The organism is Palleronia rufa (assembly GCF_000743715.1).
GTDB lineage: Bacteria > Pseudomonadota > Alphaproteobacteria > Rhodobacterales > Rhodobacteraceae > Palleronia > Palleronia rufa.
Window position 1 is genome coordinate 491,373 of sequence record NZ_JQEY01000001.1, and the last position, 24,938, is coordinate 516,310.

Consider the following 24,938-nt stretch of genomic DNA (forward strand, 5'->3'; position numbering starts at 1 on the left):
TCCCCCGTCATCCGTCCCAGTCCAGGACCATGTGCGTCTGCGTCGTCACGGCGGCGACCTTGCCATCGCCGCGCGTGGCGGTGATCTGGAACACCATCGTCCGTCGGCCCACGTGCAGCGGCACGCAGACCGCGCGTACCGTGTCGCCGACCTTCACGCCGCGCAGAAAGTTCGTCTTGCTCTCCACGGTGGTGTTGGTCCGGGGCGCCGGGATCATCACGAAGGCCGCGGTCCCGGCGGCGTTGTCGGCCAGGGTCATCAGCGCGCCGCCATGGAGCATCCCGTTGCGGTTGGCCAGATGCTCGGCCACCTCCATGGTGCAGACCACCTCATGCTCGGTTGCCGACACTGTCTCGATGCCCGCGACTGTGGCGAAGGCGGACTGGCCGGGCATGTCGTCCCTGCTGCGCACCTGCCCCGCCATCAGTGCGACCGACCCGCAAGGGTGCGGCGGGCGATGACGATCTGCTGGATCTGGCTGGTACCCTCGTAGATCCGCAGAAGCCGGACGTCGCGGTAGAGCCGTTCGATGTCGTAGTCGCACATGTAGCCCGCGCCGCCGTGGATCTGTAGCGCCCGGTCGGCGATGCGGCCCACGGCCTCGGTACAGAAGTACTTCGTGCAACTGGCGCCCAGTACCGCCGCTCCGTCCCGGTCGTACTCCGCCGCCGTGGCCCGGACGAGGGCACGCATGGCGTGGAGTTCCGCCTGGCTGTCGGCGATCAGGCCCTGCACCAGCTGGTGCTGGCCGATCGGCTTGCCGAACTGGCTGCGTTCCAGCGCATAGTCGGTGGCGATGTCGAGCATCCGCTGTCCCTGCCCCACCGCCATGGCACCGATGTGGATGCGCCCGCGGTCGAGCACCTTCATCGCGGTGCGGAAGCCGCGGTTGAGCATGGCGGGACCGCCCAGGATCGCGGTTTCGGGCAGGCGCACACCGTCGAAGATCACGTCCGACGTTTTGGTGCCTCTCTGGCCCATCTTCCGGTCGGGGGTGGCCACGGTGATCCCTGGCGTGTCGGCGGGAACCACAAAGGCCGACACGCCATCGGCGCCCGCCTCATCGGGATCGGTCCGCGCGAAGACGGTGAACACACCGGCGCGGACCGCGTTGGTGATGTAGCGCTTGGTGCCGTCGATGACGTAGTCCGACCCGTCGCGCCGGGCCCTGGTCCGGATCCCGCCCGCGTCCGATCCGGTATCCGGCTCTGTCAGCGCGAAGGAGGCGACCGTCTCGCCGCTGGCGATGCCGGGCAGCCACCGCGCCTTCTGCTTGGCCGTGCCATCCATGACGAAGCCCTGCGAACCGATGCCCACATTGGTGCCGATAAGAGACCGGAAGCTGAGCGAGGCGTAGCAAAGCGCCTCGATCAAACGCGACTCCTGGGCGGCATTGACGCCGATTCCGCCGAACTCCTGCGGGGTGGAAAGCCCGAAGAGCCCCATGGCGCGCATCTCCGCCACGATCTCCTCGGGGACGGCATTCGCTTGCTCGACCGTGCGCTCTGCCGGGATGAGCCGGTTGCGGGCAAACCGGTCCACCGTGTCGACCAGACTTTCGAACACATCGTCGTCCACACCGTCCAGCATCGTCCTTCCCCCTCCATGGCCGGCGGGACCGCTTGTCTTGCCCGCTATATTCTCTATAAGGAACGCTATTCTCTGCAGGAGATAACATGGCGGACGATCCGCGTCAAAAACTTGTTCCGGCCGTCCAGGGCGCCACGTTGATCCTGCGCCACCTGTCCGCAAACGGTACACCACTGGGCGCCACGCAGATCGCCCGGGACTGTGGGCTGAACGTGTCGTCCGCGTTCAACATCCTGCGCACGCTCAGCCACGAGGGGCTGGTGAGCTTCGATCCGCAGGCCAAGACCTATCGCCTGGGGCTGGGCCTTCTCGACCTGGCGGCTCCGCTCCTGACCGCCAGCCCGACGGACATGATCCATCCGCTGATCGCCGCGATCGCAGAAAACCACCAGGTGATGATCGCGCTCTGGCACATGACCGACACGGGCCGCATCGTCCTGACCGACCGCGTCACGGCGCGGCGGGTGGTGCAGGCCGTCATCGCGCGCGACAGCCGGCTGCCGGTTTTCGCCGGCGCCGTCGGCCGCTGCTACGCCGCCGCCATGGATCTGGACAAGGAGTCGACGCACGCCGGCTACGGCTCGGTTCGCTGGCAGTCGGAGCCGGGCTTCGCGGCCTACTGGGCCGATGTCCAGCGCGCCAGGACGACACGGTACGCCGCGGACCATGGGCACCTCTTCCGCGGCCTGGAGATCGTCGCGGCCGTGGCCCGGGACCGAAACGGAACTCCGCGGATCGGAATGAGCAGCATCACCATAGCCGGACAGCATGGCGAGGCGGAACTGACCAGCGTGGGCGAGGCCCTGGCCGGTGCCGCCCGACGCATCGAGCGCGGGATCTTCGGCCGGCGCGCGTGAGAAAGGACAGCCCATGGCGAACACGACCCATCTGACCGGCAGGACCGTGCTTGTCACCGGGGCGGGCGGCGGGATCGGCAGGGCCATCGCGCTGCAGGCAGCACGGGCGGGCGCCAGCGTCGTGGTCAACGATCTGGGCGCGACACTCGACGGCCAAAAAAGCGCCTCGGACGCCGCCGCGGCGGTGGTCGGGGAGATCGAGGCGGCGGGCGGCACGGCGGTCGCCGACAGCGGCGACGTGGCCCTGGAAGACGACGCCCGGGCGATGGTCCGCCTGGCGACGGAGACCTACGGACGGCTCGACGCGGTGGTCAACAACGCCGGCATTCTGCGCGACGCGTTCTTTCACAAGATGACGCTTGAGACCTTCGACGCGGTGATCCGGGTGCATCTCTATGGCACGTTCAACGTATCCCGCGCCGCCGCCGTCGTCATGCGCGCGCAGCAAAGCGGCAGCCTGATCAACATGACTTCCACCTCCGGGTTGATCGGCAATCTGGCGCAGGCGAACTATTCCGCAGCGAAACTGGGGATCGCGGCGCTGTCGAAATCCATGGCGCTGGACCTTGCGCGGTGGAACATCCGGTCGAACTGTATCGCGCCATTCGCCTGGAGCCGCATGACCTCGAACATCAAGGTGGACAGCCCCGAACAGCAAGAACGCGTCGGCCGACTGCGCGAGATGGTGCCTGAAAAGATCGCCCCGCTGGCGTTGCATCTGGCCTCAGACGCGGGGGCGGACGTAACCGGGCAGATCTTCGCGGTCCGCAACAACGAGATCTTCCTGATGTCGCAGCCGCGCCCCGTCCGGTCCGTCCAGCGAGGGGACGGCTGGGACCTAGATACCGTCCGCGACACGGCCATGCCCGCCCTGGCCGGCAGTTTCGTGCCGCTGGACGTATCCGCCGACGTGTTCAACTGGGACCCGGTCTGATCCGGCACGACCATTGCAGGGTCCAGGGGCAGTCCAGAGCGTCCTTCGGTGTCTCTATCACGCACGCATCCGGCCGCGCGTCGGGTCCGGTCGCGCGGCCTTCATCTCCTTAGACACGCCCCGGGGCGGATCCCGATTTTCGGTCGCGTCGCGCTCACGATGATACCGCGCAGAGGGGCGCCGGCAAACGCGGGGCGCTCCGGTCGGGCGCGCAACGCCGATGCCGCCGGCAATGCGCAAGACGCCAGGTGAATGTAAAAAGACATTGAAAATCCGCCGGTTACCCGAAATTTTTTCGGAACTCACACGTCCGAGAGGCGCTAGTGACCCATACACATCCAATTCAACCCGGAGACTCTCACCATGCGTCGCACCAGTACCATCGGAAATCTTCTGCTGGGAACGGCTCTCAGCCTTCCCCTCGCCACGACGGCCGTAGGCCAGTCCCTTGTCGACATCAACGAGGATGAGCTCGCCAGCAAGAGTGAGGCCTGTCAGACGCTGGCCCAGGATTACAAGGGCATGGACGACCCGACGATCATCCCGGAAGAGGACGTCGTGACCGCGATCAACGACGATGCCACCGAGGAGTGCACCCGGCTTCAGGACGAGATCGCCGCTGCTTCCGGCCAGAGCGGGACCACGGACCAAAGCACAACCGAGACGGAGACGACAAGCGAACAGGTCGACCTTTCGGAAGAGGCGACAATAGAAGGGCAGGCCGAGGTTACGGTTCCGGAACCGAATGTCGATGTGAGCGTCCCCGCACCTGACGTGACAGTGACCCAGCAACAGCCGAATGTCACCGTTTCCCAGCAGCCCACCGATCTTCAGGTCGATCAGGAGAAGCCGAAGATCACGGTCGAGATCCCCGATATCCGGGTCACCGTGCAAATCCCGGCGCCGCAGTTCTACCTCCTCAAGCAAGATCCGAACGTTCAGGTCAGCACTCAGGACCCGCAGGTGCAGGTCGAGCAAGGCGATCCCTCCGTGGACGTCACCCAGGCCGATCCGCAGGTGAACCTTGAGCTTGGCCAGGATGCAACGGCGTCCGGCACGCAGGATACGGGTACCCAGGATAGCGGAGACGGCTCTGCCCAATCTGTCGATGGCAATGTGCAGGCCTCCTCGGGTGGCGACGCCAACGTGGACATAACGACCGCAGACGGCCAGCCGCAGGTTTCCATGGAAGGCGGCGGCGATCCGACCGTGTCCTACCAAAGCCCGGAACCGGAGGTGACGGTGATGATGGCCGAAAAGCCGACCATCAATATCGAACAGACCGGAGAGGCGACCATCACGCTTGAGACCCAGGAAGAGCGCGACGCGCGTCTGGCGCAAAACGAAAGCGGCGGGCAAAGCGCCGATCAGTCGCAGCAATCCAGCGATCAGAGCGCGCAGAGCTCTTCCGGAGGATCTACCGACACAGCGGAGCCGTCCCCGGCGGCGAGCGGCGGCGGCAGTTCCATGACCGTCGGCGACCTTCTGGGCATGGACGTCGTGACGTCCAACGGTGAGAATCTCGGTGCGCCCGAGGCCTTCGTCGAGATCAACGGAGAGCCCAACATGGTCCTGAGCAGCGGCGGTTTCCTGGGTCTCGGGGCAAAGCAGGTCCCCGTTCCGATCTCGCGTGTTTCGGTGAACGGAGAACAGCTGGTGGTCGACTCGCTCACGGAGAGCGAGATCGAGGCCGCCGACGATTTCGAGTACGACAGCAACCTCGAACTTGCCGACGATCAGCAAATCTCCATCGGGGGCTGACCCTACCCGGACCGGGCCCCTCGCACCGCGGCGGGGCCCGGTTTTTCCAATGCGCCGCGCCATCGACGGCGCGGGCGGACCGGTCAGCGCCGCGCCTGCCAGGTGAAGATCGACGTGATCACGTAGTTCCAGACCGATCCCACAACGATTCCGGCCAGCGCGGAGACCGCCATCGCGTTGTTGTTTTCGAACACATAGGTCGCCACACCGATATTGGCGACAACCCCTATTCCGCATGCCAGGTAGAATGTTGCAAGGCCACGGAACAATGCGGCGCCCTCAAGACGTCGGTCCCGATAGGTCAGGATGTTATTGAGAAAGAAGTTGTAGGCGATGGCCACCAGGGTCGCCCCGGTCTGAGCGGCCGCGAAACCCGCCGACAGCCCACCGTAGAGGACGCTGAGGACCGCGAAGTGGACGAAGATACCCGACCCGCCGACCGCGGCGAAGGAGACGAACCGCGCGGGGATGTAGCGGCCGATGATCTTGTCCACCAGCATCATGCCGAATTCCCAGGCGATCGCGGGGTCGAGCTTGCTCTCGCCGGCGACGCGCGCGCGAAACTCATATGGAATTTCGACGATCCTTGGGCGGGAAGGAAGGGATACGACGATGTCCAGCAGGATCTTGAACCCGATTTCCGACAGATGCGGCGCCGCGCGGTGGACGATGTCCCGGCGCAACATGAAGAAGCCGCTCATCGGGTCGCTCAACCGAACGCCCAGGATGCGCCGCGCCAGGGCGTTGGAGTAGCCGCTGATGGCGACGCGCCGGCGGTCCCAGTTGCCCACGCCGCCCTGCGCGACATAGCGGCTGCCGACGACGATGTCGGCCTCATCCATGCGGATCGCATCCAGCATACGGGGCAACAGAGTCTCATCGTGCTGAAGGTCGCCGTCGATCACCGCGGCGACGGGGGCTGAAGTGGCCAGCATCCCCTCAACGCAGGCTGAGGCGAGGCCGCGGCGGCCGATGCGCTGCAGGCATCGCACCCGCCGGTCCCGGCGCCCGATCTTGCGGACGGCATCTGCGGTTCCGTCCGGCGAATCGTCATCCACGAAGATGACTTCCCAGGCGATCCCTTCCAGCGCCGTGTCCAGCCGCCGGACCATTTCCCCGACGTTCTCGACCTCCTTGAACACCGGCACGACGATGCCCAGCGCAAGCGGCGCCTCCGGCACCGATTCGGCTGCGGGCCCGATGCGGAAATGCGGCTCTGTCCTTGTCATTCCATCCCTCGCTTCCCAGCGTGCCGCTTTCGCAGACACCTGAAGGTCTCGATCAATCGATGCGGCGGTAGACGCGAACCTGCCCGTCACGCCCTCCGACAGGAACGTTCTCTCCGAACGCACTCACGGTCTGCCTGAAAATATCGTCCTGGAAGGTCGCCGCGAGCGTGTAGTCGCTGCGGAGCCGCTCAGCGAGGAGACGAGATGAAATCGTAAAACGGCCCTCCTCGGGGTCGGACCCCGCCACGACGAAGGCGGGGCGGCGGTCGAGAATCGCGGTCATCTCTTCCTCGCGCGAGATCCCGACCGCGCGGGCCAGCGACTCGTCCAGGTGGTGGAGCGACCACGGAAACCGGGTGGGGGCCACCACACCCGTAGAGAGATAGAGCATGCTGGGATAGTCGTAGACGTAGATCGTGCCGCCCGGGGGAAGGTCCCGGCGGATGTAGCGCGAAATCGCGTCGAGCGTGTCGGCGGGCGCGCCGCGTGCCATGTTCACATAGCCCGCGACGCCCTGTTTCAGCAGGATGCGTTCTTTCTCAAGAGCGATGACCCCGAAAAACACAAGCCATGTACAGAAGAACAGCTTTGCGTCGGTGCGGTCCGGAAGCAGGGCCAGAGCGGCGATCAGGATGGTCAGGGCGCTCGGCAGAAGAAGCAGGATGTATTTGTCATGGGTGCGGCCGTTCAGCACGATCGCGAAGGTGCATATCGCGATGTAGATCATCATGCGGCCGACCAGGACGGCCGTCTCCGTATCGCCCTGCCACGGCCGCCGCGACAGCATCGCCCTGACGCCGACTGCGAGCGCGGCAAGCACAGCGGCACTGAGCACCGCATAGTCCCGCGATACCTTGGGCAGATCAGCCAGGACCCGTCCCAGCGACCTGTCGATGCCGTATTCGCTGAGGTAACCGAACTGCGCCGCGAAATAGCCGCCCACATCGCCCCAGATCTGGATCGGCAGAAGCAGTGCCAGAAAGCTCGTCAGGAAGCCTGCGAAGATGATCGCACCGTGCAGCAGATAGTTGCGCAATGCGCGCGCCAGCCGATCCGCACGCAGCCGGATGATGAGGTAGTCAAGGCAGAACGCCAGAATGAGAAACGCGGTCAGGTAATTGACCTGAAAGGCTGCACCCCAGAGCGCGCCGATGCCCAGAAGCACTCCGACGGGCGTACCCCGATCCGGAATCCGCGTCATCAGCAACCAGACCGCCACGAGGAGCAGGATCATTACAAGTTCCGGATGAGTCGCAAGGCCCCTGCTGAGGTTCGACAGGGAGGCGAAGGCGATGGTCGCGGTAAAGACCACGGTCCTGTCGCGTGAAATCGCCTCACGGCAGAAGAGGCCGAACAGGGTGGCGGCGATGACACCGACCGCGATCGAGAGCGTGCGGATCGCGTGCGGCGTCTCTCCGAAAAGCAGCTGCGGAAGCGCGTAGAGATAATAGATCAACACCGGCTTGTGGTCGAACGCGCCGTCGAGGGGCATGATTCCGCGTGCCGCATCCCGGCCGACAAGCGCATAGATGTTTTCGTCCAGGTGGATGGCGCTGAGCGGCAGGATCAACGCCCGGGGCAGACCCGTAAAGATGATCGCCAAAAGCAGGATCGCCCATATCCCAGGGGATCTGGCGGACCGGATGGGAACCGGATCCCTGCGCTCGGACATAGGCGAAAACCCTGTGTGGGGAGAGATATGGCGTGGATGCCAACGGTCCAACCTGACCGGGCGATGACCCTTGCTGTCAACTCCGCCTTTGTCGTCTGCACATACGGATTTCTGTCAGATACCTTACCGTGTGAGGTAGGTCGCAACCCCTCCGGCTTAGGCTTTTGGTGCGTGCGCTGCCACGCAAAGTGCGACGCATCAGTCCGGTCCCTCCGGCGGCGTCGTACTGCACGGGCCGGTCCACGTCCCGGCGAACTGGACCGGCGGGGGCGGCGCGCAAACCCTTCCCGCCGCCCGATCTCGGGGATTTGCTGGTCTGACCGAAAGCGACGACAGGCAGGGCGATCCGTTGACGCCAGGACCGTCCAAGTCCACGACCACCGATCAAGCCTATAGCGACATCCAAGCCGATGTTGTAAACGCCCGCGGCTTCAGCCGCACCCCCAGCTGCGATGCTCTCAGCCGATTGAATACCGAAGGTTTCATCGCGCGGTAGAGCCGCTACGACACGCGCGGCACCGAAGCCGCCGCCTCCCGGTCCAGCGTAACATCCGGCGCCGCGACGAAAGGATGACCGGTGCCGCGCCGCGACACGGGGCCGGCAGGCGGGCGGCGGATGACGATGAGCGGGGGGCCGACGCCCGGACCCCGGCCGCGAGTGCAGGCAAAGCATCGCCTTTGGAGGGCGGCGCGGTACGATGAGCCGACAACGGGGCGGCCCTGATCGATTTCACGCCCCCCGCGAACAGACCGCCATGGGTCTTGCGCAGATCGTCCTTCTGCGCCTTTCCCACGGTGCTGCGCGGTCGCGCGTCGCTGACGATGAACCCCTCTGGGGGCCTGTACCGAGGGAGCGACCGGGCCAGCCCGTCTGGCGGCCCGACGAGATCGCGCCCTGTGTCCGGCTCGGCACGATGACCGTGCTCTGCCCCCTGAAAACTGGACCGTTTGAAGCTGGAGTTTTCGGCTACGCTTCCCTGGCTGGGAGAGGAGCTGAAGACGATGAAGGCATCACGATTTTCGGACGCGCAGAAGGCGTTCGTGCTGAAGCAGGGCGAGGAGGGAACGCCGGTTGCAGAGATCTGCCGCAGTTGAAGCGTTAAGCGTTCGATCCGGTGGATCGATCGTAGCGCACAACGGGATCAGTCAGGCGACGTATTTCAGTTGGCGGAAGAAGTATGCCGGTTTGCTGCCCGATGAGATGCGGCGGCTGAAGGCGCTGGAGGACGAGAACGGGCGGCTGAAGAAGATCGTGGCCGACCTGACCCTCGATCAGAAGATGTTGCGGAACGTCATCCGGCGAAAGATCTGAGACCTGATCGCATGCGCGAACTCGTTCGCGGGATGTGCAGCGACTGGGCGGTGTTGATCCGGACGGCTTGTGGGGCTCTTCGGTTCGACCGCTCCTCGTTCCACGACAAGTCCCGCCGTGCCGATCAGGCTCCCGTCGAGAGGCGGATCAGGGAGATTTGCGAGACACGCGTCCGGTATGGCTATCGGCGCGACCACGTGCTGCTGCGCCGGGAAGGGTGGGAGATCAACATGAAGAAGACGCGTAGAATCTACAGAGAGTTGGGCCTCCAGTTGCGAAACAAGCACCCGAATCGACGGGTGAAGGCGAAGCTGCGCGAGGACCGCCAGGAGGCGGTCGGGCCGAACGATGTCTGGCCCATGGACTTCGTGCACGATCAGCTCGTGACGGGGAAAAAGTTACGCATCCTGACGATCGTCGACACGCATTCGCGGTTCTGCCCCGCAACGCACCCGCGGGTCGCCTATCGGGGGGGAGGATGTGGTCCAAACGCTCGAACGCATCTGTCAGAAAGGCGGCTATCCGAAGACAATCCGGGTCGACAACGGCAGCGAGTTCATCTCCCGCGACCTCGATCCTTGGGCCTACGCCAACGACGTCACGCTGGGCTTCTCCCGGCCCGGCAAACCCACGGACAACGGCTTCATCGAGGCGTTCAACAGCAAGCTCCGGGCGGAATGCCTGAACGCGCACTGGTTCCTGACGCTTGCCGATACCCGCGAAAAGTTGGGGACTTGGCGCAGAGACGACAACGAGGTCCGGCCTCACAGCGCGATCGGATACAACGTCCCGATCGCAGTGCAATATCCCGATGGCGCAGCCAGCCCGGCACCGTGAAAGAGCCGGGAAAATCCAGCTGCCGGCGATCCAATGTTGGGTCGCGGTGCATCAACCCGCGGACTCTCCGAAAGATCGGAGGAGAGGCGGGGCTCAGGTCACCATCTTTAAGCCGGACTCGATCCACCGGCGCCGGGGAAGGTCATGTCGGCCGATCTGCCGGCGCGGGAGACGTCTCCGAACCTCCTGTCGCACCGCATCGCGGACCAGCCGGTGAGTCTGTTCGGAACACCATCGCGCCTCAAGCATCCCCTTCGGGGTACGCTGGAGTCCGGGCCGGTCGCCCTGGCGGCGGGCAGTTTGATACGGACGGATTTGACCGTCTCTTCGCCCGTCGCGGCATCGATCCCAAGGTCGCGGCTCCGGTGGAAGATTTGGCAATGGTGCGGCCGCTCGCGCGGGACGACTTTGCCCCAGCTCTCGCGCCGGTCATGGTTCTGGCCGGCGTGTTCATGAGCGGCCCACTGGTCTCGACATTGGCGAGACTTTCTGCGCGCTGACCGCGATCCGGACGTCCTTGCATTCCTTGCCGGACCGGCTGATTTCGCGCCATGTCTCACGAACGTGACCTGATGGTCGGGTTTGATGGACGGCGGCGCGGACCGACTGCGAGAGCGGCGCCACGGGCACACGGAAAGACGGTACCGTGGCCCTTGAGATCAGCCGCACTGCTTGCCGTGACGGCGCGCGGCGATGTCTGTGTACAAGGCCTGTACCCTGCGCCGGCGGTCGGCTTCGCCCGCCGAGGTCATTGTTCGGAGATCCCCGCCTCGTTCCACTTGGATTCCGGCAGGGCCTCGCGGGCTTCATCCCTGAGGACCGCGCGCAGGCGTTCGGACAGGGCGCGACGCTCCCTGCGGCCGCGGATCTGGCGGGTGTACGTCTCTTTCGGGACATAGATCCGCTGACCATCACGATGGCCGATCCAGAACGACTGCTGACCCGCGACGAGATAGCTGTCATGAGTGCTCTCGGCGGCGACGGTAACCGTCAGGCCGGTCACCTCCTCGGCCGGGAACGCGTCCGGTATATGTGACAGGGCCAGATCTATGATTTCCCGAAAACTGCCAGCGTCACGGTATTCTGCGGTGTTCAGCGGGCCCTTGCGGGTCCGCGCCAGGGCGGAATCGCCGGTCGCCGGTGAGGCATCGCCGGTGCCGTCGGATCCGGCGCGGTCGCTGATAACCGCAGAACCGGTGCGGTCGTCGGCCTCCAGGTCGGCGATCACGGCCGTGACGTAAATCGGCTCGGCGCCCATATTGCCGATCAACAGATGCGCCTGGTCGCGATTCCCGGAAATCCTGTTGACGAAGATGTTGGGCCGCTTGCGGCGGCGCAGGCTGGTGACGAAAACCTGCAGATAGGCCAGCCAGACCACGGCCGAAACCACCTGCACCGCCAGTGTCAGCAGGGATATGTTGCCCGAGATCGATTCCAGCATGTTCGCGATCCCCTAGCCTTCGATACCCGTGGGAACGCCGCGGACGTGCTTCGGGTTCGCGGTGTCTCCGTGGACTGGTCGGCGGCGCGCCGCGGATCATATCAGACCCAGGTGAAGCCATGACGTCCAGGAAGGGGAGGACCGTTCGTGAAGACCCGTATCGCCCTGCTGCGAGAGATGGGCGCACAGCGTCCGTACACGGAATCGAAACCCCTCGAGATTGTCGAGGCCGATCTGGACGGCCCCGGCCCCGGAGAGCTGCGGGTCAAGATCGCCGCTGCCGGGCTGTGCCATTCGGACCTGTCGGTCATCAACGGCGATCGGCCGCGCGGTACGCCGCTGGCGCTGGGTCATGAGGCGGCGGGCGTCGTCGACGCGGTGGGCGACGGCGTGACCCGGTTCGAGATCGGCGATCACGTGGTGCTGGTCTTCGTGCCCTCCTGCGGGCACTGCCTGCCCTGCGCCGAGGGCCGCCCCGCCCTGTGCGTTCCCGCCGCAGAGGCTGCCGGCAACGGCGCACTTCTGTCGGGCGCCAAACGTATCGCGGTCGGCGGCCAGACTGTCGACCATCACCTGGGCGTTTCGGCTTTTTCCGACTATGCGGTCGTTGCCCAGAACAGTGCGATCAAGATTGCCAGGGACGTCCCGCTGGAGCAAGCCGCACTTCTCGGCTGCGCGGTGCTGACCGGGGCCGGAGCCGTGGTCAACGCGGCGGATGTGAAGATCGGCCAGAGTTGTGCCATCGTCGGACTGGGCGGGGTCGGGCTGGCGGGGCTGATGGCGGCGCTCGCCGCCGGAGCCGACCCGGTGATCGCGGTCGACCTGTCCGAAGAGAAACGCGACTTCGCCAGGGATCTCGGCGCGCATCACACGATCGACCCATCCGGGGACGGCGCCGCCCAGCAGGTCCGAGACTGGACGGGCGGCGGCGTGGATGTTGCGGTGGAGCTTGCCGGCGCTTCCGCCGCCCTGCGGTTCGCCTATGACATTTGCAAGCGCGGCGGAACTGCCGTGACCGCCGGTCTGCCCCATCCCGATGACGAACTCCGCATCCCGGCCCCCTCCCTGACCGTGAGCGAGAAGACCCTGCGCGGGTCCTACGTGGGTTCCTGCGTGCCCCTGCGCGATGTGCCGCGTTTCGCCCGCCAGATGTCGAGCGGTGCCATGCCCATCGACCGCCTGATGACGCATCGCATCACGCTCGATGACATCAACGAGGGCTTCGAACGCCTGGCCGCGGGAAACGCTGTCCGGCAGGTCGTCGTATTCGATTGATCGGGGCGCGGGGCCGTGTGCTGGCCGACCGTACCGTGTCGTTCACCTTAGGGGTCTGCCAGGCGTCGCGCTACGCGCCCTGTCGACCCGCGATCCGTCGCCTCCTCCAAGATCCACCGATGCCCGCGATGTGGCCGCCCGCGCCCTGCATTGCTTGCGCCCCCCTTTCGAGCCGAAACCCCTCGATCAGCGGCTTGTTCCTGACGCCATGGATCGCGCGGATCGGCGACCCACGGCGCGGACTGCCGCCTCCCACCGAAGACGGATCGTCCGTCGATCTTGCTTGAGCGGGCGGGGTCCGGGGGCACGCGAACGCGCCCCGGACCGGTGGCGGGCGTTACTCCTGCCAGGACTTCACGAGTTCGTCGTAGGACACCGTCTGCGGCTCTTCTTCCTCGTTTTCCAGCGCGGGTTTCGGCGCGCCTTCACGATCAAGCCACATCTGCGGATCCTCTTCCTCGTTCAGGACGGGACCGAGGTCGCCCTGGATGCCCGCGCGCTCGATCCGGCTCATCACGTCCTCCATGTCCGAGCAGAGCTTGTCGAGCGCCTCCTGCGCCGTCTTGGCACCGGACATCGCGTCGCCGATGTTCTGCCACCACAGCTGGGCCAGCTTGGGATAGTCGGGGACGTTGGTGCCCGTGGGTGACCACTGGGTGCGCGCCGGCGAGCGGTAGAACTCGACCAGTCCGCCGAGGCGCGGGGCGCGCTCGGTGAAGTAGTCCGAGTTGATCGTGCTGTCGCGGATGAAGGTCAGGCCAACGCCGGACTTCTTCACGTCCACCGTCTTGGAGGTAACGAATTGCGCGTAGAGCCAGGCCGCCTTGGCGCGATCCTCGGGCGTGGAGTTGAGGATCGTCCAGGAGCCAACGTCCTGATAGCCGACCTTCATGCCCTCTTCCCAGTAGATGCCGTGGGGCGACGGAGCCAGGCGCCACTTGGGTGTGCCGTCCTCGTTCATGACCTCATCCGAATCCACCAGGGGCGCGACGAATGTCGTGTACATGAACATCTGCTGCGCGATCTTGCCTTGGGCGGGCACCGGACCTGCCTCCGAGAAGGTCATGCCGGCCGCAGCGGGGGGCGAGTAGTCCTGCAGCCACTGGATCGCCTTTTCCACCGCATAGACGGCGGCGGGAGAATTCGTTGCGCCGCCCCGGTCCATGCAGGCGCCGACGGGCTGCGAGTTCTCGTTCACGCGGATGCCCCATTCGTCCACGGGAAGGCCGTTCGGCTCACCCTTGTCGCCCATCCCGGCCATGGACATCCATGCGTCGGTGTAGCGCCAGCCGAGGCTGGGATCCTTCTTGCCGTAGTCCATGTTGCCGTAGATATCGCCGTCGACACCCATATGGCTCAGATCGCGTCCGGTAAAGAATTCGGCGATATCCTCATAGGCGGACCAATTCACCGGAACGCCCAGCTCATAGCCGTATTCGTTCTGGAAATCGGTCTTGTTCTTCTCGTCGTTGAACCAGTCGTAGCGGAACCAGTAGAGGTTGGCGAACTGCTGGTCGGGCAACTGGTAGAGGTTGCCGTCCGGTCCGGTTGTGAATTCCAATCCGATGAAATCCTCGAGGTCCAGCGTGGGCGAGGTCACGTCCGCGCCGGGGCCGGCCATCCATTCGGTCAGGTTGCGGGCCTGGCCATAGCGCCAGTGGGTTCCGATCAGGTCGCTGTCGTTGACATAGGCGTCATAGACGTTCTGCCCGGACTGCATCTGGGTCTGCAGCTTCTCGACCACGTCGCCCTCACCGATCAGGTCGTGGGTGACGTTGATCCCGGTGATCCGCGAGAAGGCCGGGGCCAGGACCTGGCTTTCGTATTCGTGGGTGGTGATGGTTTCGGACACGACGTTGATGTTCATGCCCTGGAACGCGTCTGCGGCGTCCACGAACCACTGCATCTCTGCCTCCTGCTCCTCACGGGTGAGGGTCGAGACATCGCCGATCTCGGAGTCGAGGAACTCGGTGGCTTCCTCCATTCCCGCGAAGGCGGGGGCGGCAAGGCTCATCGCCACGGTCAGCGCCGTGGTCGATCTGAGTAGAACGTTCATTGGGTCTCCTCCCTGGTTTTTGGTTCGAACGTCGGTGGATATGTTCGGCGTCACACGGTTCGGAAGATCACGACGGCGACGGCGAGACATGCGATAAGGGCGAACGGCATGGGCGCGATGGACAGACCCAGCCAGGCCAGACTGATGAAGGCAGAGGCCAGCAGCGAGATGAACAACCGGTCCCCCCGCGTGGTCTCGATCCCCAGGATCCCCTTGCGCGGCGTCTCCGGATAGCGGATCGCCAGCACGGTGAACACGATCAGCAGCAAGGCGATGATGCCGAAGAAGGCCGCCGTGGGCCAGGTCCATGCCATCCATGCCATCACTGTAGGCTCTCCCAAGCGTCGATTTGCTGGTCGCGACAGTAGGCCACCATCGCGAAATCGGACCCCCAGTCGGCAGAACACTTCTGCATTATGAGATCCTTCACATCGACCGGCACATCAGCAGATACCGAGGCAAGAGATTCTAGAGCGTCACTCTGTTGTTCGATGCAGTATTCAACCATTGCATAGTCACGTCCCCATTCGTTGTCGCAACGTGCCAGGATAGTTGCGGAGTTGTCATCGCTCTCGGCTCGCTCACGGAAGGCGTCTACGGCCTGGCCAGCTTCTCGCTGTTCTTTACGGCAGTAAGCTACCATCTCGAAATCTGTGCCCCAATCTTCATCACACTTCGCAATGATCGCTGAATCGTCAAAAGCGAATGCAGTGCCTGACAGGCTGACGAAAGCCAGTATAAGGAAATACACCATCACACCCGCCCCAAAGCAAAGCCCTTGGCGATGTAGTTGCGCACGAAGAACACCACCAGCGCGCCCGGAATGATGGTCAGCACGCCCGCCGCCGCGAGCACGCCCCAGTCGATGCCGCCGGCGCCGCCAGTGCGGGTCATGGTGGCGGCGATGGGCTTGGCGTCGACGGATGTCAGGGTCCGCGACAGCAAAAGCTCGACCCAGGAAAACATGAAGCAGAAGAACGCCGCCACGCCAATCCCGGAGGAGATCAGCGGCATGAAGATCTTCACGAAGAACCTGCCGAAGGAATAGCCGTCGATATAGGCGGTCTCGTCGATCTCCTTGGGGACGCCGCGCATGAAGCCTTCCAGGATCCAGACCGCCAGCGGCACGTTGAAGAGAGCGTGCGCCAGAGCCACGGCGATATGTGTGTCGAACAGCCCCACGGATGAGTAGAGCTGGAAGAACGGCAGCGCGAACACCGCCGGCGGCGCCATACGGTTGGTCAGCAGCCAGAAAAACAGGTGCTTGTCGCCCATGAAGTTGTAGCGGGAGAACGCATAGGCCGCCGGCAGCGCCACGGTCAGTGAGATTGCCGTGTTCATCAGCACGTAGATCAGCGAGTTGACATAGCCCATGTACCAGGACGGATCGGTCAGGATCGTCACGTAGTTCTGCAACGTCGCGTTCCGGGGCCAGAGCGAGAAGGCGCCTAGGATCTCGTTGTTGGTCTTGAGGCTCATGTTGAGCAGCCAGTAGATCGGCAGCATCAGGAAAAGCAGGTAGAGCACCATCACCACGGCCGAGCCGGAGGGGCCGAACCGGCGCCCGACCCTGGAGGCGTTGCGCTCGGCGGTCAGGTCCTCCGGCAGGGACGACGCGCCGGGCGCCTGGGCGGTTGCGTCGGTCATTTCGCGTCCCTTTTGTCGAGGCTCGTCATCACCGTGTAGAACACGAAGCTGATCACCATGATCACCAGGAAATACATCAGCGAGAACGCCGCCGCCGGGCCAAGGTCGAACTGTCCCAGCGCCATCTTCACCAGGTCGATGGACAGGAAGGTTGTGGCATTGCCCGGTCCGCCTCCGGTGACCACGAAGGGTTCGGTGTAGATCATGAAGCTGTCCATGAACCGCAGCAGGATCGCGATCATCAGGACGCCCAGCATCTTCGGAAGCTCGATATAGCGGAACACGGCCCAGCGCGACGCCTGGTCGATCTTCGCGGCCTGATAATAGGCGTCGGGAATGGATTGCAGCCCCGCATAGGCCAGCAGAGCCACCAGGGACGTCCAGTGCCACACGTCCATGACGATGACCGTGGCCCAGGCCGCATAGAACCCCTGGGTGTAGTTGTAGTCGATCCCGATGGCGTCCAGCGCGTAGCCCAGCAGGCCGATGTCCACCCGCCCGAAGATCTGCCAGATCGTGCCGACCACGTTCCAGGGGATCAGCAGCGGCAGCGACATGAGCACCAGGCAGACAGAGGCCCAGACGCCCTTTTTGGGCATGTTGAGCGCGACGAACACGCCCAGCGGAACTTCTATCGCCAGGATGATCGAGGAGAACGCCAGCTGACGGCCGAGCGCGTTCCACATCCGCTCCGAACGCAGCATCTGGTCGAACCATTCCAGCCCCGCCCAGAAGAACACGTTGTTTCCGAACGTGTCCTGGACCGAGTAGTTGACCACCGTCATCAGCGGGATCACCGCCGAGAACGACACCAGCACCAGCACCGGCAGGACCAGGAACCACGCCTTCTGGTTGTCGGTCTTCATCACGCGGCGTCCTTCTCTTTGGCGGAGGGCACGCGCCAGCCGTCCTCGTACACGTTGACCCCGCCCTCGATGAACTGCACGTGCGTGCCCCCGTCGGGAACCGTATCGCCCTCTCCGGCGATGGCGCTGACCTCTTGTCCGCCAAGCTCCAGGCGGATGATCTTGTGCCGGCCGACATCTTCCACCCGCGTGACCCGGGCGGGCAGGCCCTTCGGCGCCAGACGGATGTATTCGGGCCGCACGCCGATCTTCGTGTCGCCGCCGTTGGTCGCGTAGGTGGTCCCAAGATCGAACTGCGTGCCGGCGATCTGCGCCTTGGTGCCGTCGATGCTGGCGTCGAACAGATTCATGCCCGGCGAGCCGATGAAGTAGCCCACAAACGTATGCGCGGGACGCTCGAACAGCTCCTGCGGCGTGCCGATCTGGACCACGCGGCCATCGTACATCACCACCACCCGGTCAGCGAAGGTCAGAGCCTCTGTCTGGTCGTGGGTGACGTAGATCATGGTATGCCCGAAGTCCTGATGCAGCTTCTTCAGCTGGGTGCGCAGCTCCCATTTCATGTGCGGGTCGATCACCGTCAGGGGTTCGTCGAACAGCAGCGCATTCACGTCCTCGCGCACCATGCCGCGACCCAGGCTGATCTTCTGCTTGGCATCGGCGGTGAGGCCGCGGGCCTTGTGGTTCAGCGTCGCCTCCATCCCGATCATCCGGCCGACACGCTGCACCCGCTCGGCGATCTCGGCGGCGGCGATACCGCGGTTCTTCAGCGGAAAGGCAAGGTTCTCGCGCACGGTCATCGTGTCGTAGACCACCGGAAACTGGAACACCTGGGCGATGTTGCGCTCTGCCGTCGCCTGATCGGTCACGTCGCGCCCATCGAACAGCACCCGGCCGTGGCTGGGCCGCAGCAGGCCGGAGATGATGTTGAGCAGCGTGGACTTGCCGCAGCCCGATGAGCCAAGCAGGGCATAGGCTTCGCCGTCGCGCCAGTCGTGGGTCATTTCCTTGAGCGCGAAATCATCCTCTGCCGACGGATTGGGCAGGTACGAATGGGCCAGGTTCTTCAGGGTGATCTTGGCCATCAGGCAGCCTCTGCGTAGGGGGCCGCCTGGACCAGTGCGCCGTCGGCATCGAAAAGATAGACATGGGCCGGGTCGAGATGGACCGTCAGGACCTGTCCGGGTTCGAGCGTCTCGACCCCGTGCACCAGGCCGACCCAGCGTTCGCCATGGTGGTCGAGATGGACGAAGGTTTCCGACCCGGTGATCTCGGTCACCGTGAGTTCCGTGTCGAAAGACAGCGTGTCGGCGCCCGGGGTGAGGGACAGGTGGTTGGGCCGGAAGCCCGCCAGATACGTCCCGTCCGCGACGCCGCACGCGATCGTGCCGGAGGGCAGCGTCTGATCCGTGCCGAAGCTGATCCGGTCGCCGGATTTCTCTACCTTGAGAAAGTTCATCGGCGGATCGGAGAACACGCGCGCCGTCGTCGCATCGGCGGGCCGGCGGTAGACCGTGGGCGTCGGGCCGAACTGGGTCACACGGCCCTGCCACAGGGTTGCGCAATGCCCGCCGAGAAGCAGCGCCTCCTCCGGCTCTGTGGTCGCATAGACGAAGATCGAGCCGGAGCGTTCGAAGATGTTCGGAATCTCGGCGCGCAACTCCTCGCGCAGCTTGTAGTCCAGGTTCGCCAGCGGTTCGTCCAGCAGGACCAGTCCCGCGTTCTTGACCAGGGCGCGGGCCAGGGCGCAGCGCTGCTGCTGCCCGCCGGACAGCTCCAGCGGCCTGCGGTCGAGCATGGGCGACAGCTGCATGAGGTCCGCGGTTCCGCGCACGCGTGTGTCGATCTCATCCTTCTTCAGACCCATGAGGCGAAGCGGTGAGGCGATGTTGTCGTAGACCGACATCGACGGGTAGTTGATGAACTGCTGGTAGACCATGGCGACCTTGCGGTCCTGCACGCGCTGGCCGGTCACGTCGTCGCCCTTCCACAGGATCCGTCCCGTGGTCGGCTGATCTAGTCCCGCCATAAGCCGCATCAAGGAGGTCTTGCCGGAACTGGTCGGCCCCAGAAGCACATTCATGGTGCCAGGTTCCAGCGTCAGATCCGTTGGATGGATGTGGGTTTCGGCCCCCACCACCCTGGAGATGTTTTCGAGCGTCAGGCTCATTGTCGGATTCTCTCCCCCCACAACCCTCCGCGATCGCCGCCACGGTTAGGACGGGGCCATGAAGGCACTTTCAAGACGCACTTGTCCAGTGCCCGCGGCGACTCGGACGCGACGTAGGGCAGCGGCGGCGTCGGAGCCCATCACGCACGGACCGGCGTCGGCGCATCGGCACCTTTTTTGGGCGACCGCCCAGATCGGCACGTCATCGGGCGACCCTTCGGTGCGGCGATCCGTGCGCGACGTGTCCGGCGTCGCAAGACGGTCATCGGGATCCGGACATTTCGGGTGCCGGCAGGCATGGTCCGTCCTTCGCACCGGTACCACGGGCCGATGGCCCTGGGGCTGGAAACGACGTTCCAGACAACCCCTGTCCGTCGCAGCGACTCATGCCCCGTCGCGGGTCGCGCCACGCGTCGCAAGGGCCGCGGCGACGGCGCGCACGGTGCGGTACTGCGCCTCATGCGCAATGCGGAAGTCCTCTCCGCGGATGGTCTCGTCCGGGGCTTCGGTGATGAGCGTGACGGGGTAATCCGGATCGGCCGTCGGCGTCGCGGTGAACGGGATGGCACCCCGGTGGACCTCAAAGCTGCGCTGAGGGACATACTGTCCGTAGAGGTCGAGCATCCGGCGGTTCTGCGCGACAAGCTGCGGAAACCCGGCCAGCGCGTCGAGCGCGGCCTCCAGAACGAGGCGCGCCAGATCGGCCCGGTCCGGGGCATGTCTCAGTATCAGGAAGAAGCCCTTTGGGATCGTCCATTGCGCGAACCCGTCGGGCACGTAGCCGGTCAAGGGACGGGTCCACTCGTGGCTGGGATAGCCATGAAGGTTCACATGGACATCAGCGGCGAGATGACTGCGCGCCAGCGTGCGGATCGCGCTTTCGTATGTCCCCATGCCATGGCTGAGATCCGCGCCGCTGGCGGTATAGCGCGCGGCGTGGTGCATGTGGGTGGGGTTCGCGGCACAGAGTTCCCGGAACACGGCGTAGCCATCGGGATTTTCGAGTGCGTTCAGGGTGAAGCTGACAGTGCCTTCGGCCGCCAGGTCATGTGCGGCGCGAAGGGCGCCGACCATGGGCGAGCTTTCGTTGGCATGCTGGCCGGCCGAGATCGCAAGGCGGGCCGCGCCGGTGCCGGCGACGAATGTGCCCGGGACCGCCCTGCCCTGACGGGACACCGCCGCGTATCTTGTGCCGCCGAGCAGCGAAAGATGCCCCGCGATCGCTTCCGGCGCCAGCCAGTCCGTCGCATCCGCAAGCGCGGGGCGCGTCGGCGGCGTCGCCTCACGGGCCGCCGTGCCGGACGAAAGGCGCATGGTCAGGCGCGGCGTCGAAGAGACCGCGATCCGCGGCACGATCTGGCCACAGGCGACACTGCGATCCTCCGGCCCTAGGCCGAGACGCGCACGAAAGATTTCGAGACTGGCGAAATACAACTCCTCGTGCAGCGCCTCGGCAAGCGAGATGCATTCGTGGCCAACCGGCAGGCGCATGTCGGCGGCGGGGATGGTCGCGTCGATCTCCAGCCTCTCGAAGAACGGGCCGTGCGGCGCGTCCGGTGAGAGAGGGTCGAGCGGCAGCGCCGACAGGGCCTTGCAGGCGCGCGCGAAGATCAGTTCGTACTCGGTCGGCAGCGGCCCGCCGTCTCCGGTCCCCGGCTCCCACCACCCGCAGGCGGAAAGGGCGGACCGCCCGTCCGCCATCGTGGTCCATCGCACCGGAACCGCGACCTTGTGGCGCGCGCGATCCGTCTCGACTGTATATTCCGGCAGGCCGCCCACGTTGTGTTCGCGGGGCGCGAAACGGATCTCGCAACCCTCAAACAGCGCGTGAAGCGGATAACATTCAAGACGGAAGCGATCGCTGGGGCAGCCGTCGACCACGGGGTAGTGAACCGTGGCCCGCGTCGCACCGTCCAGCAGCCCGTCCTCGATCACGTCATGCAGCAGCGTCTTGTAGGCCGAGCGCAGGCGCGGCCCCCCGTTCCGCTCCGCCGCGCCTGAATCGTCACGTCGAGCGCCGTGGTGGGTTCGTCCGCGATCAGCAGGTCCGGGCGGCAGGACACGGCCATGGCGATCATCACGCGCTGGCGCATGCCGCCCGAGAGCTGGTGGGGATAACGGCCGAGCTGCTGGCGCGCGTTGGGCATCCGCACCAGATCCAGAAGCCGCGCGGCCTCGTCCCGCGCCTTGGCGCGCGACAGGCCGCGATGCAGCCGCAGCGCCTCGCCGATCTGGCTGCCCACGGTGAAGACCGGATCGAGCGAGCTCATCGGCTCTTGGAAGATCATCGAGATCCTGTTGCCGCGGATGCGCCGGAGCACGGCCTCCTTCGCGGTGGTGATCTCTGTGGCGCCATCCGTGCCGTGCAGGGTGATCCGCCCCGATGCGACACGCCCGCCGGTATAGCGCAGCAGCCCCATCGCCGCCAGCGAGGTGACCGATTTGCCGGAGCCGCTTTCGCCTACGATTGCAAGGGTCTTGCCGCGCGGCACGCGAAAGCTGAGGTCGCGCACGGCAGGTGTTTCGCCGAAGTCGATGGACAGTCCCTCGACCGTCAGGATGTGGCCCTTGCCGGTCACGGCGCGGTCAGGGCGGCGCGGTGGCCTTGCGACATGTCGTGCAGTTCGACTCGCGCCGGACCGGAGCCGACCGCGAAGATCGGGCTGTCCTCCTCTATCCCGGCAGCGTCAGGCAGGGGCGGGCGCTGCCGCGTGGGGTCGGGTACGGGCACCGCGGCGAGCAGCCGTCTCGTGTACGGGTGGCGCGGGTCGCGCAACACGGCGTCGCGGGGCCCCTCTTCCACGACCTCGCCCAGTCGCATCACCACGACCCGGTCGGCCACCTGATCGATCACGGCCATGTCGTGACTGATGAAGAGATAGGAAAGCCCGTCCTCTTCCTGCAACTCCTGCAGCAGGTCGAGCACCTGCGCCTGCACGCTCACGTCGAGCGCCGAAACGCTCTCGTCCGCGACGATGACCTTGGGCGACAGCGACAACGCGCGCGCGACGCAGACCCGCTGCCGCTGGCCGCCGGAAAATTCGTGCGGATAGCGCGACAGCATGTCGGGCGACAGTCCGACGCGGCGGAACAGCCATTCCGCGCGATCGGCAAGTTCCGATCCGCTGGCCAGCCCATGCACGCGCAGCGGCTCTACAACCTGCTCGCCCACGCTCATCCGCGCGTCGAGAGAGGCGCCGGGATCCTGGAACACCATCTGGATGTCGCGCAGCAGCGGCCGCATGGCCGCGCGCGATCGACCGCGCGTCTGCACGCCGCCGATGCGGATCGAGCCCTCCCATGGCACGAGGCCGAGGAGCGCCTTGCCGATGGTCGATTTCCCGCAGCCCGATTCGCCCACCAGCGCCAGCGTCTCACGTTCGCGGATGTAAAAAGAGATGCCCTCCACCGCGTGGACCCGCGCCACCGTGCGGTTGAAAAGACCGCCGGAGATGTCGAAGCGGACGCTCAGGTCGTCCACCTCTATGACCTTTCTCGCCCCGGACGGCGCCGGACGGTCCGGCGCGGCGCCGAGTTGCGGGACCGCCGCCAGAAGGGCGCGGGCGTAGTCGGAACGAGGTGCCGCGAAGAGTTCGCGGACCGGCGCGGATTCCTCCACCTTGCCGTCGCGCAGCACGATCACGCGGTCGGCCATCTCTGCCACCACGCCCATGTCGTGGGTGATCATAAGCAAGGCAGTGCCGTGCTCTGCCTGGAGCGTGCGGATCAGATCCAGGATCTCGGCCTGCACCGTCACGTCGAGCGCCGTCGTCGGCTCGTCCGCGATCAGGATTTCGGGATCGCAGGCCAGCGCCATGGCGATCATCACCCGCTGGCGCATCCCGCCCGACAACTCGTGCGGATATTGCGACAGGCGCCGTTCGGGTTCGGTCAGGCGCACATCCTGCAACAGTCGCAGCGCCCGTTTCGAGGCCGCGCCGCGGGCGCAGACGCCATGTTCGAGCAGAACCTCGCAGATCTGCCGCTCGACCGTCATCAGCGGATTGAGCGAGGTCATCGGCTCCTGAAAGATCATCGCGATTCGGTTGGAGCGGACCTTGCGGTAGCCGCGCTCGCCCAGCCCGGTCAGCTCGGTGTCTCCCATCCGGATCGAGCCTTGCGCGATCCGCGCCATGGGTTGCGGCAACAGGCCCATGATCGCCAGCGCCGTCATCGACTTGCCCGACCCGCTCTCTCCGGCGAGCGCAAGCGTCTCGCCCCGCACCAGGTCGAAGGACAGGGCATCGAGCACCGTCGTCGCGCCGGTTTCGGTCGCGACCTGAATCGTCAGGTCGCGGACGGTGAGGACCAGGCGTCCATCGCCCGGCCCGATGTCTTCGGCTCCGCTCATTCCAGCACGGCGCGCGGAAAATAGAACGAGACCACCCAGTTGGGCATATCCACGATCTCCGAAATGCGCAGGTCGCCGGCGACCGAACACAGCAGATAGGCGTCCTCGGCGGCGATCCCGTGGGTCGCGCCCAGCAGGTCGATCATGCCAGACACCGCGTCGCGCGCCCCGCTCATCAGGTCCGGGCCGATCCCGGTCGTCACCTCGTAGCCCTTGGCGTCGACATGACGCGTGACCGGCCCCGGCGTGGTGAAGCGCGGAAAGGCAAGTCTTTCCTGCTTGATCAGGTCGAGCGTCACCTCGACATCCATCGGGCTTTCGATGGCGGTGCCGCAAACTTCGCCGTCGCCCTGCGCGGCATGCGTGTCGCCGATGGAAAAGAGCGCGCCCGCGACCTCGACCGGCAGGTAGAGCGTGGTGCCGGCCGCCAGATCGCGGATATCCAGGTTGCCGCCCATGCGCCGGGGCGGCACGACCGAATGCAGCCCCGGTTCCGCGGGCGCCAGGCCGATCGTGCCCGCGAAGGGCTTGAGCGGAACCTGCGCGATATCCGAGAACAGCGCAGGCGCGAGCGTGTCGGGATCGTAGCTCCACGTCCTCAGATGCGGTGCCTCGAACTGATCCGCGAGCAACCCGAACCCCGGGATGTTCGCCGTCCAGCCAAAACCAGAGGGGTGGAACGCCTCGATCTGCACCTTGAGGATATCGCCCGGTTCGGCGCCATCCACGTGGACGGGGCCGGTGACCGGGTTGATCTTGCCGAAATCGAGCTTCGCGACATCGGCCGACGTGCTGTCGGCGGTGAACTGACCGCCCGAGCTGTCGAGACACTGGAAGTGCAGCCGGGACCCCGGCGCGACGGTCTGGGCGGGCGGGATCGACCGGTCCCACCCGTGATGGTGATGGCCGTGGATCGTATAGTCGCAATTCCTGCACATGC

General features: G+C 65.5%; 20 protein-coding genes and 1 pseudogene. 5 read left to right on the forward strand and 16 right to left on the reverse strand.

What is annotated here, in order from left to right; genetic code table 11:
- Positions 1-7: 7 nt before the first annotated feature.
- On the reverse strand, positions 8-394 hold the full coding sequence (locus KW83_RS02390; RefSeq protein ID WP_036174866.1) for a PaaI family thioesterase: 387 nt from the start codon (positions 392-394) through the stop codon (positions 8-10).
- A gap of 29 nt (positions 395-423) precedes the next feature.
- Positions 424-1,590, reverse strand: coding sequence for an acyl-CoA dehydrogenase family protein (locus KW83_RS02395; RefSeq protein ID WP_051928144.1), 1,167 nt, complete (start codon positions 1,588-1,590; stop codon positions 424-426).
- Between the two features lie 86 nt (positions 1,591-1,676).
- Between KW83_RS02395 and KW83_RS02400 the strand changes: the two genes are divergently transcribed.
- From KW83_RS02400 to KW83_RS02410, 3 genes are all read left to right on the forward strand, one after another.
- Positions 1,677-2,447 (forward strand): IclR family transcriptional regulator, encoded by a 771-nt coding sequence (locus KW83_RS02400; protein ID WP_036173898.1) that lies wholly within the window; start codon positions 1,677-1,679, stop codon positions 2,445-2,447.
- 13 nt (positions 2,448-2,460) lie between these two features.
- Positions 2,461-3,381: an SDR family NAD(P)-dependent oxidoreductase gene (locus KW83_RS02405; RefSeq protein WP_036173902.1), complete on the forward strand. Its 921-nt coding sequence runs from the start codon at positions 2,461-2,463 to the stop codon at positions 3,379-3,381.
- A 363-nt stretch (positions 3,382-3,744) separates the two neighbouring features.
- Entirely contained in the window at positions 3,745-5,142 is a 1,398-nt protein-coding gene (locus tag KW83_RS02410) for a PRC-barrel domain-containing protein (RefSeq protein WP_036173905.1), read from the forward strand.
- Between the two features lie 83 nt (positions 5,143-5,225).
- Here KW83_RS02410 and KW83_RS02415 read toward each other — a convergent pair whose 3' ends face one another.
- Positions 5,226-6,371: a glycosyltransferase gene (locus KW83_RS02415; protein ID WP_051928146.1), complete on the reverse strand. Its 1,146-nt coding sequence runs from the start codon at positions 6,369-6,371 to the stop codon at positions 5,226-5,228.
- Between the two features lie 52 nt (positions 6,372-6,423).
- On the reverse strand, positions 6,424-7,974 hold the full coding sequence (locus KW83_RS02420; RefSeq protein ID WP_161785437.1) for an ArnT family glycosyltransferase: 1,551 nt from the start codon (positions 7,972-7,974) through the stop codon (positions 6,424-6,426).
- 1,071 nt (positions 7,975-9,045) lie between these two features.
- Here KW83_RS02420 and KW83_RS02430 point away from each other — a divergent pair.
- Positions 9,046-10,192: pseudogene (locus tag KW83_RS02430) on the forward strand (IS3 family transposase).
- A gap of 748 nt (positions 10,193-10,940) precedes the next feature.
- Here the strand turns inward: KW83_RS02430 and KW83_RS02435 are convergent.
- Positions 10,941-11,570: a hypothetical protein gene (locus KW83_RS02435; protein WP_152563451.1), complete on the reverse strand. Its 630-nt coding sequence runs from the start codon at positions 11,568-11,570 to the stop codon at positions 10,941-10,943.
- Positions 11,571-11,780: 210 nt separating this feature from the next.
- Between KW83_RS02435 and KW83_RS02440 the strand changes: the two genes are divergently transcribed.
- Entirely contained in the window at positions 11,781-12,908 is a 1,128-nt protein-coding gene (locus KW83_RS02440; protein ID WP_036173914.1) for a zinc-dependent alcohol dehydrogenase family protein, read from the forward strand.
- A 337-nt stretch (positions 12,909-13,245) separates the two neighbouring features.
- On the opposite strand, the gene KW83_RS02445 is transcribed toward KW83_RS02440, so the two are convergent.
- From KW83_RS02445 to KW83_RS02490, 11 genes are all read right to left on the reverse strand, one after another.
- Positions 13,246-14,964: an ABC transporter substrate-binding protein gene (locus KW83_RS02445; protein WP_036173917.1), complete on the reverse strand. Its 1,719-nt coding sequence runs from the start codon at positions 14,962-14,964 to the stop codon at positions 13,246-13,248.
- A 50-nt stretch (positions 14,965-15,014) separates the two neighbouring features.
- Positions 15,015-15,287, reverse strand: coding sequence for a DUF2160 domain-containing protein (locus KW83_RS02450; protein ID WP_036173920.1), 273 nt, complete (start codon positions 15,285-15,287; stop codon positions 15,015-15,017).
- Complete coding sequence (locus KW83_RS20380; protein WP_152563452.1) at positions 15,287-15,718, reverse strand: hypothetical protein; 432 nt, start codon at positions 15,716-15,718, stop codon at positions 15,287-15,289. Before KW83_RS20380 ends, KW83_RS02450 begins: the two co-directional genes overlap by 1 nt.
- Positions 15,718-16,611 (reverse strand): carbohydrate ABC transporter permease, encoded by an 894-nt coding sequence (locus tag KW83_RS02455; protein WP_036173923.1) that lies wholly within the window; start codon positions 16,609-16,611, stop codon positions 15,718-15,720. Before KW83_RS02455 ends, KW83_RS20380 begins: the two co-directional genes overlap by 1 nt.
- A complete protein-coding gene (locus tag KW83_RS02460; protein WP_036173926.1) occupies positions 16,608-17,480 on the reverse strand; it encodes a carbohydrate ABC transporter permease in 873 nt (290 codons plus the stop codon). Before KW83_RS02460 ends, KW83_RS02455 begins: the two co-directional genes overlap by 4 nt.
- Positions 17,477-18,562 carry an ABC transporter ATP-binding protein gene (locus KW83_RS02465; RefSeq protein ID WP_036173929.1) on the reverse strand — a complete coding sequence of 362 codons (1,086 nt, stop codon included), beginning with the start codon at positions 18,560-18,562 and terminating at the stop codon, positions 17,477-17,479. Before KW83_RS02465 ends, KW83_RS02460 begins: the two co-directional genes overlap by 4 nt.
- Positions 18,562-19,647 carry an ABC transporter ATP-binding protein gene (locus KW83_RS02470; RefSeq protein ID WP_036173932.1) on the reverse strand — a complete coding sequence of 362 codons (1,086 nt, stop codon included), beginning with the start codon at positions 19,645-19,647 and terminating at the stop codon, positions 18,562-18,564. The genes KW83_RS02465 and KW83_RS02470 overlap by 1 nt, the downstream gene beginning before the upstream one ends.
- A gap of 384 nt (positions 19,648-20,031) precedes the next feature.
- A complete protein-coding gene (locus tag KW83_RS02475; protein WP_051928148.1) occupies positions 20,032-21,582 on the reverse strand; it encodes a M14 family metallopeptidase in 1,551 nt (516 codons plus the stop codon).
- The gene (locus KW83_RS02480) at positions 21,579-22,226 is read right to left on the reverse strand and encodes an ATP-binding cassette domain-containing protein (protein ID WP_036173935.1); all 648 of its coding nucleotides are present in this window, start codon (positions 22,224-22,226) and stop codon (positions 21,579-21,581) included. Before KW83_RS02480 ends, KW83_RS02475 begins: the two co-directional genes overlap by 4 nt.
- Positions 22,223-23,998, reverse strand: a complete 1,776-nt coding sequence (locus KW83_RS02485; protein ID WP_051928149.1) for an ABC transporter ATP-binding protein — start codon at positions 23,996-23,998, stop codon at positions 22,223-22,225. Before KW83_RS02485 ends, KW83_RS02480 begins: the two co-directional genes overlap by 4 nt.
- Positions 23,995-24,936, reverse strand: a complete 942-nt coding sequence (locus tag KW83_RS02490; RefSeq protein WP_036173938.1) for an acetamidase/formamidase family protein — start codon at positions 24,934-24,936, stop codon at positions 23,995-23,997. The genes KW83_RS02485 and KW83_RS02490 overlap by 4 nt, the downstream gene beginning before the upstream one ends.
- Between the last annotated feature and the right edge of the window lie 2 nt (positions 24,937-24,938).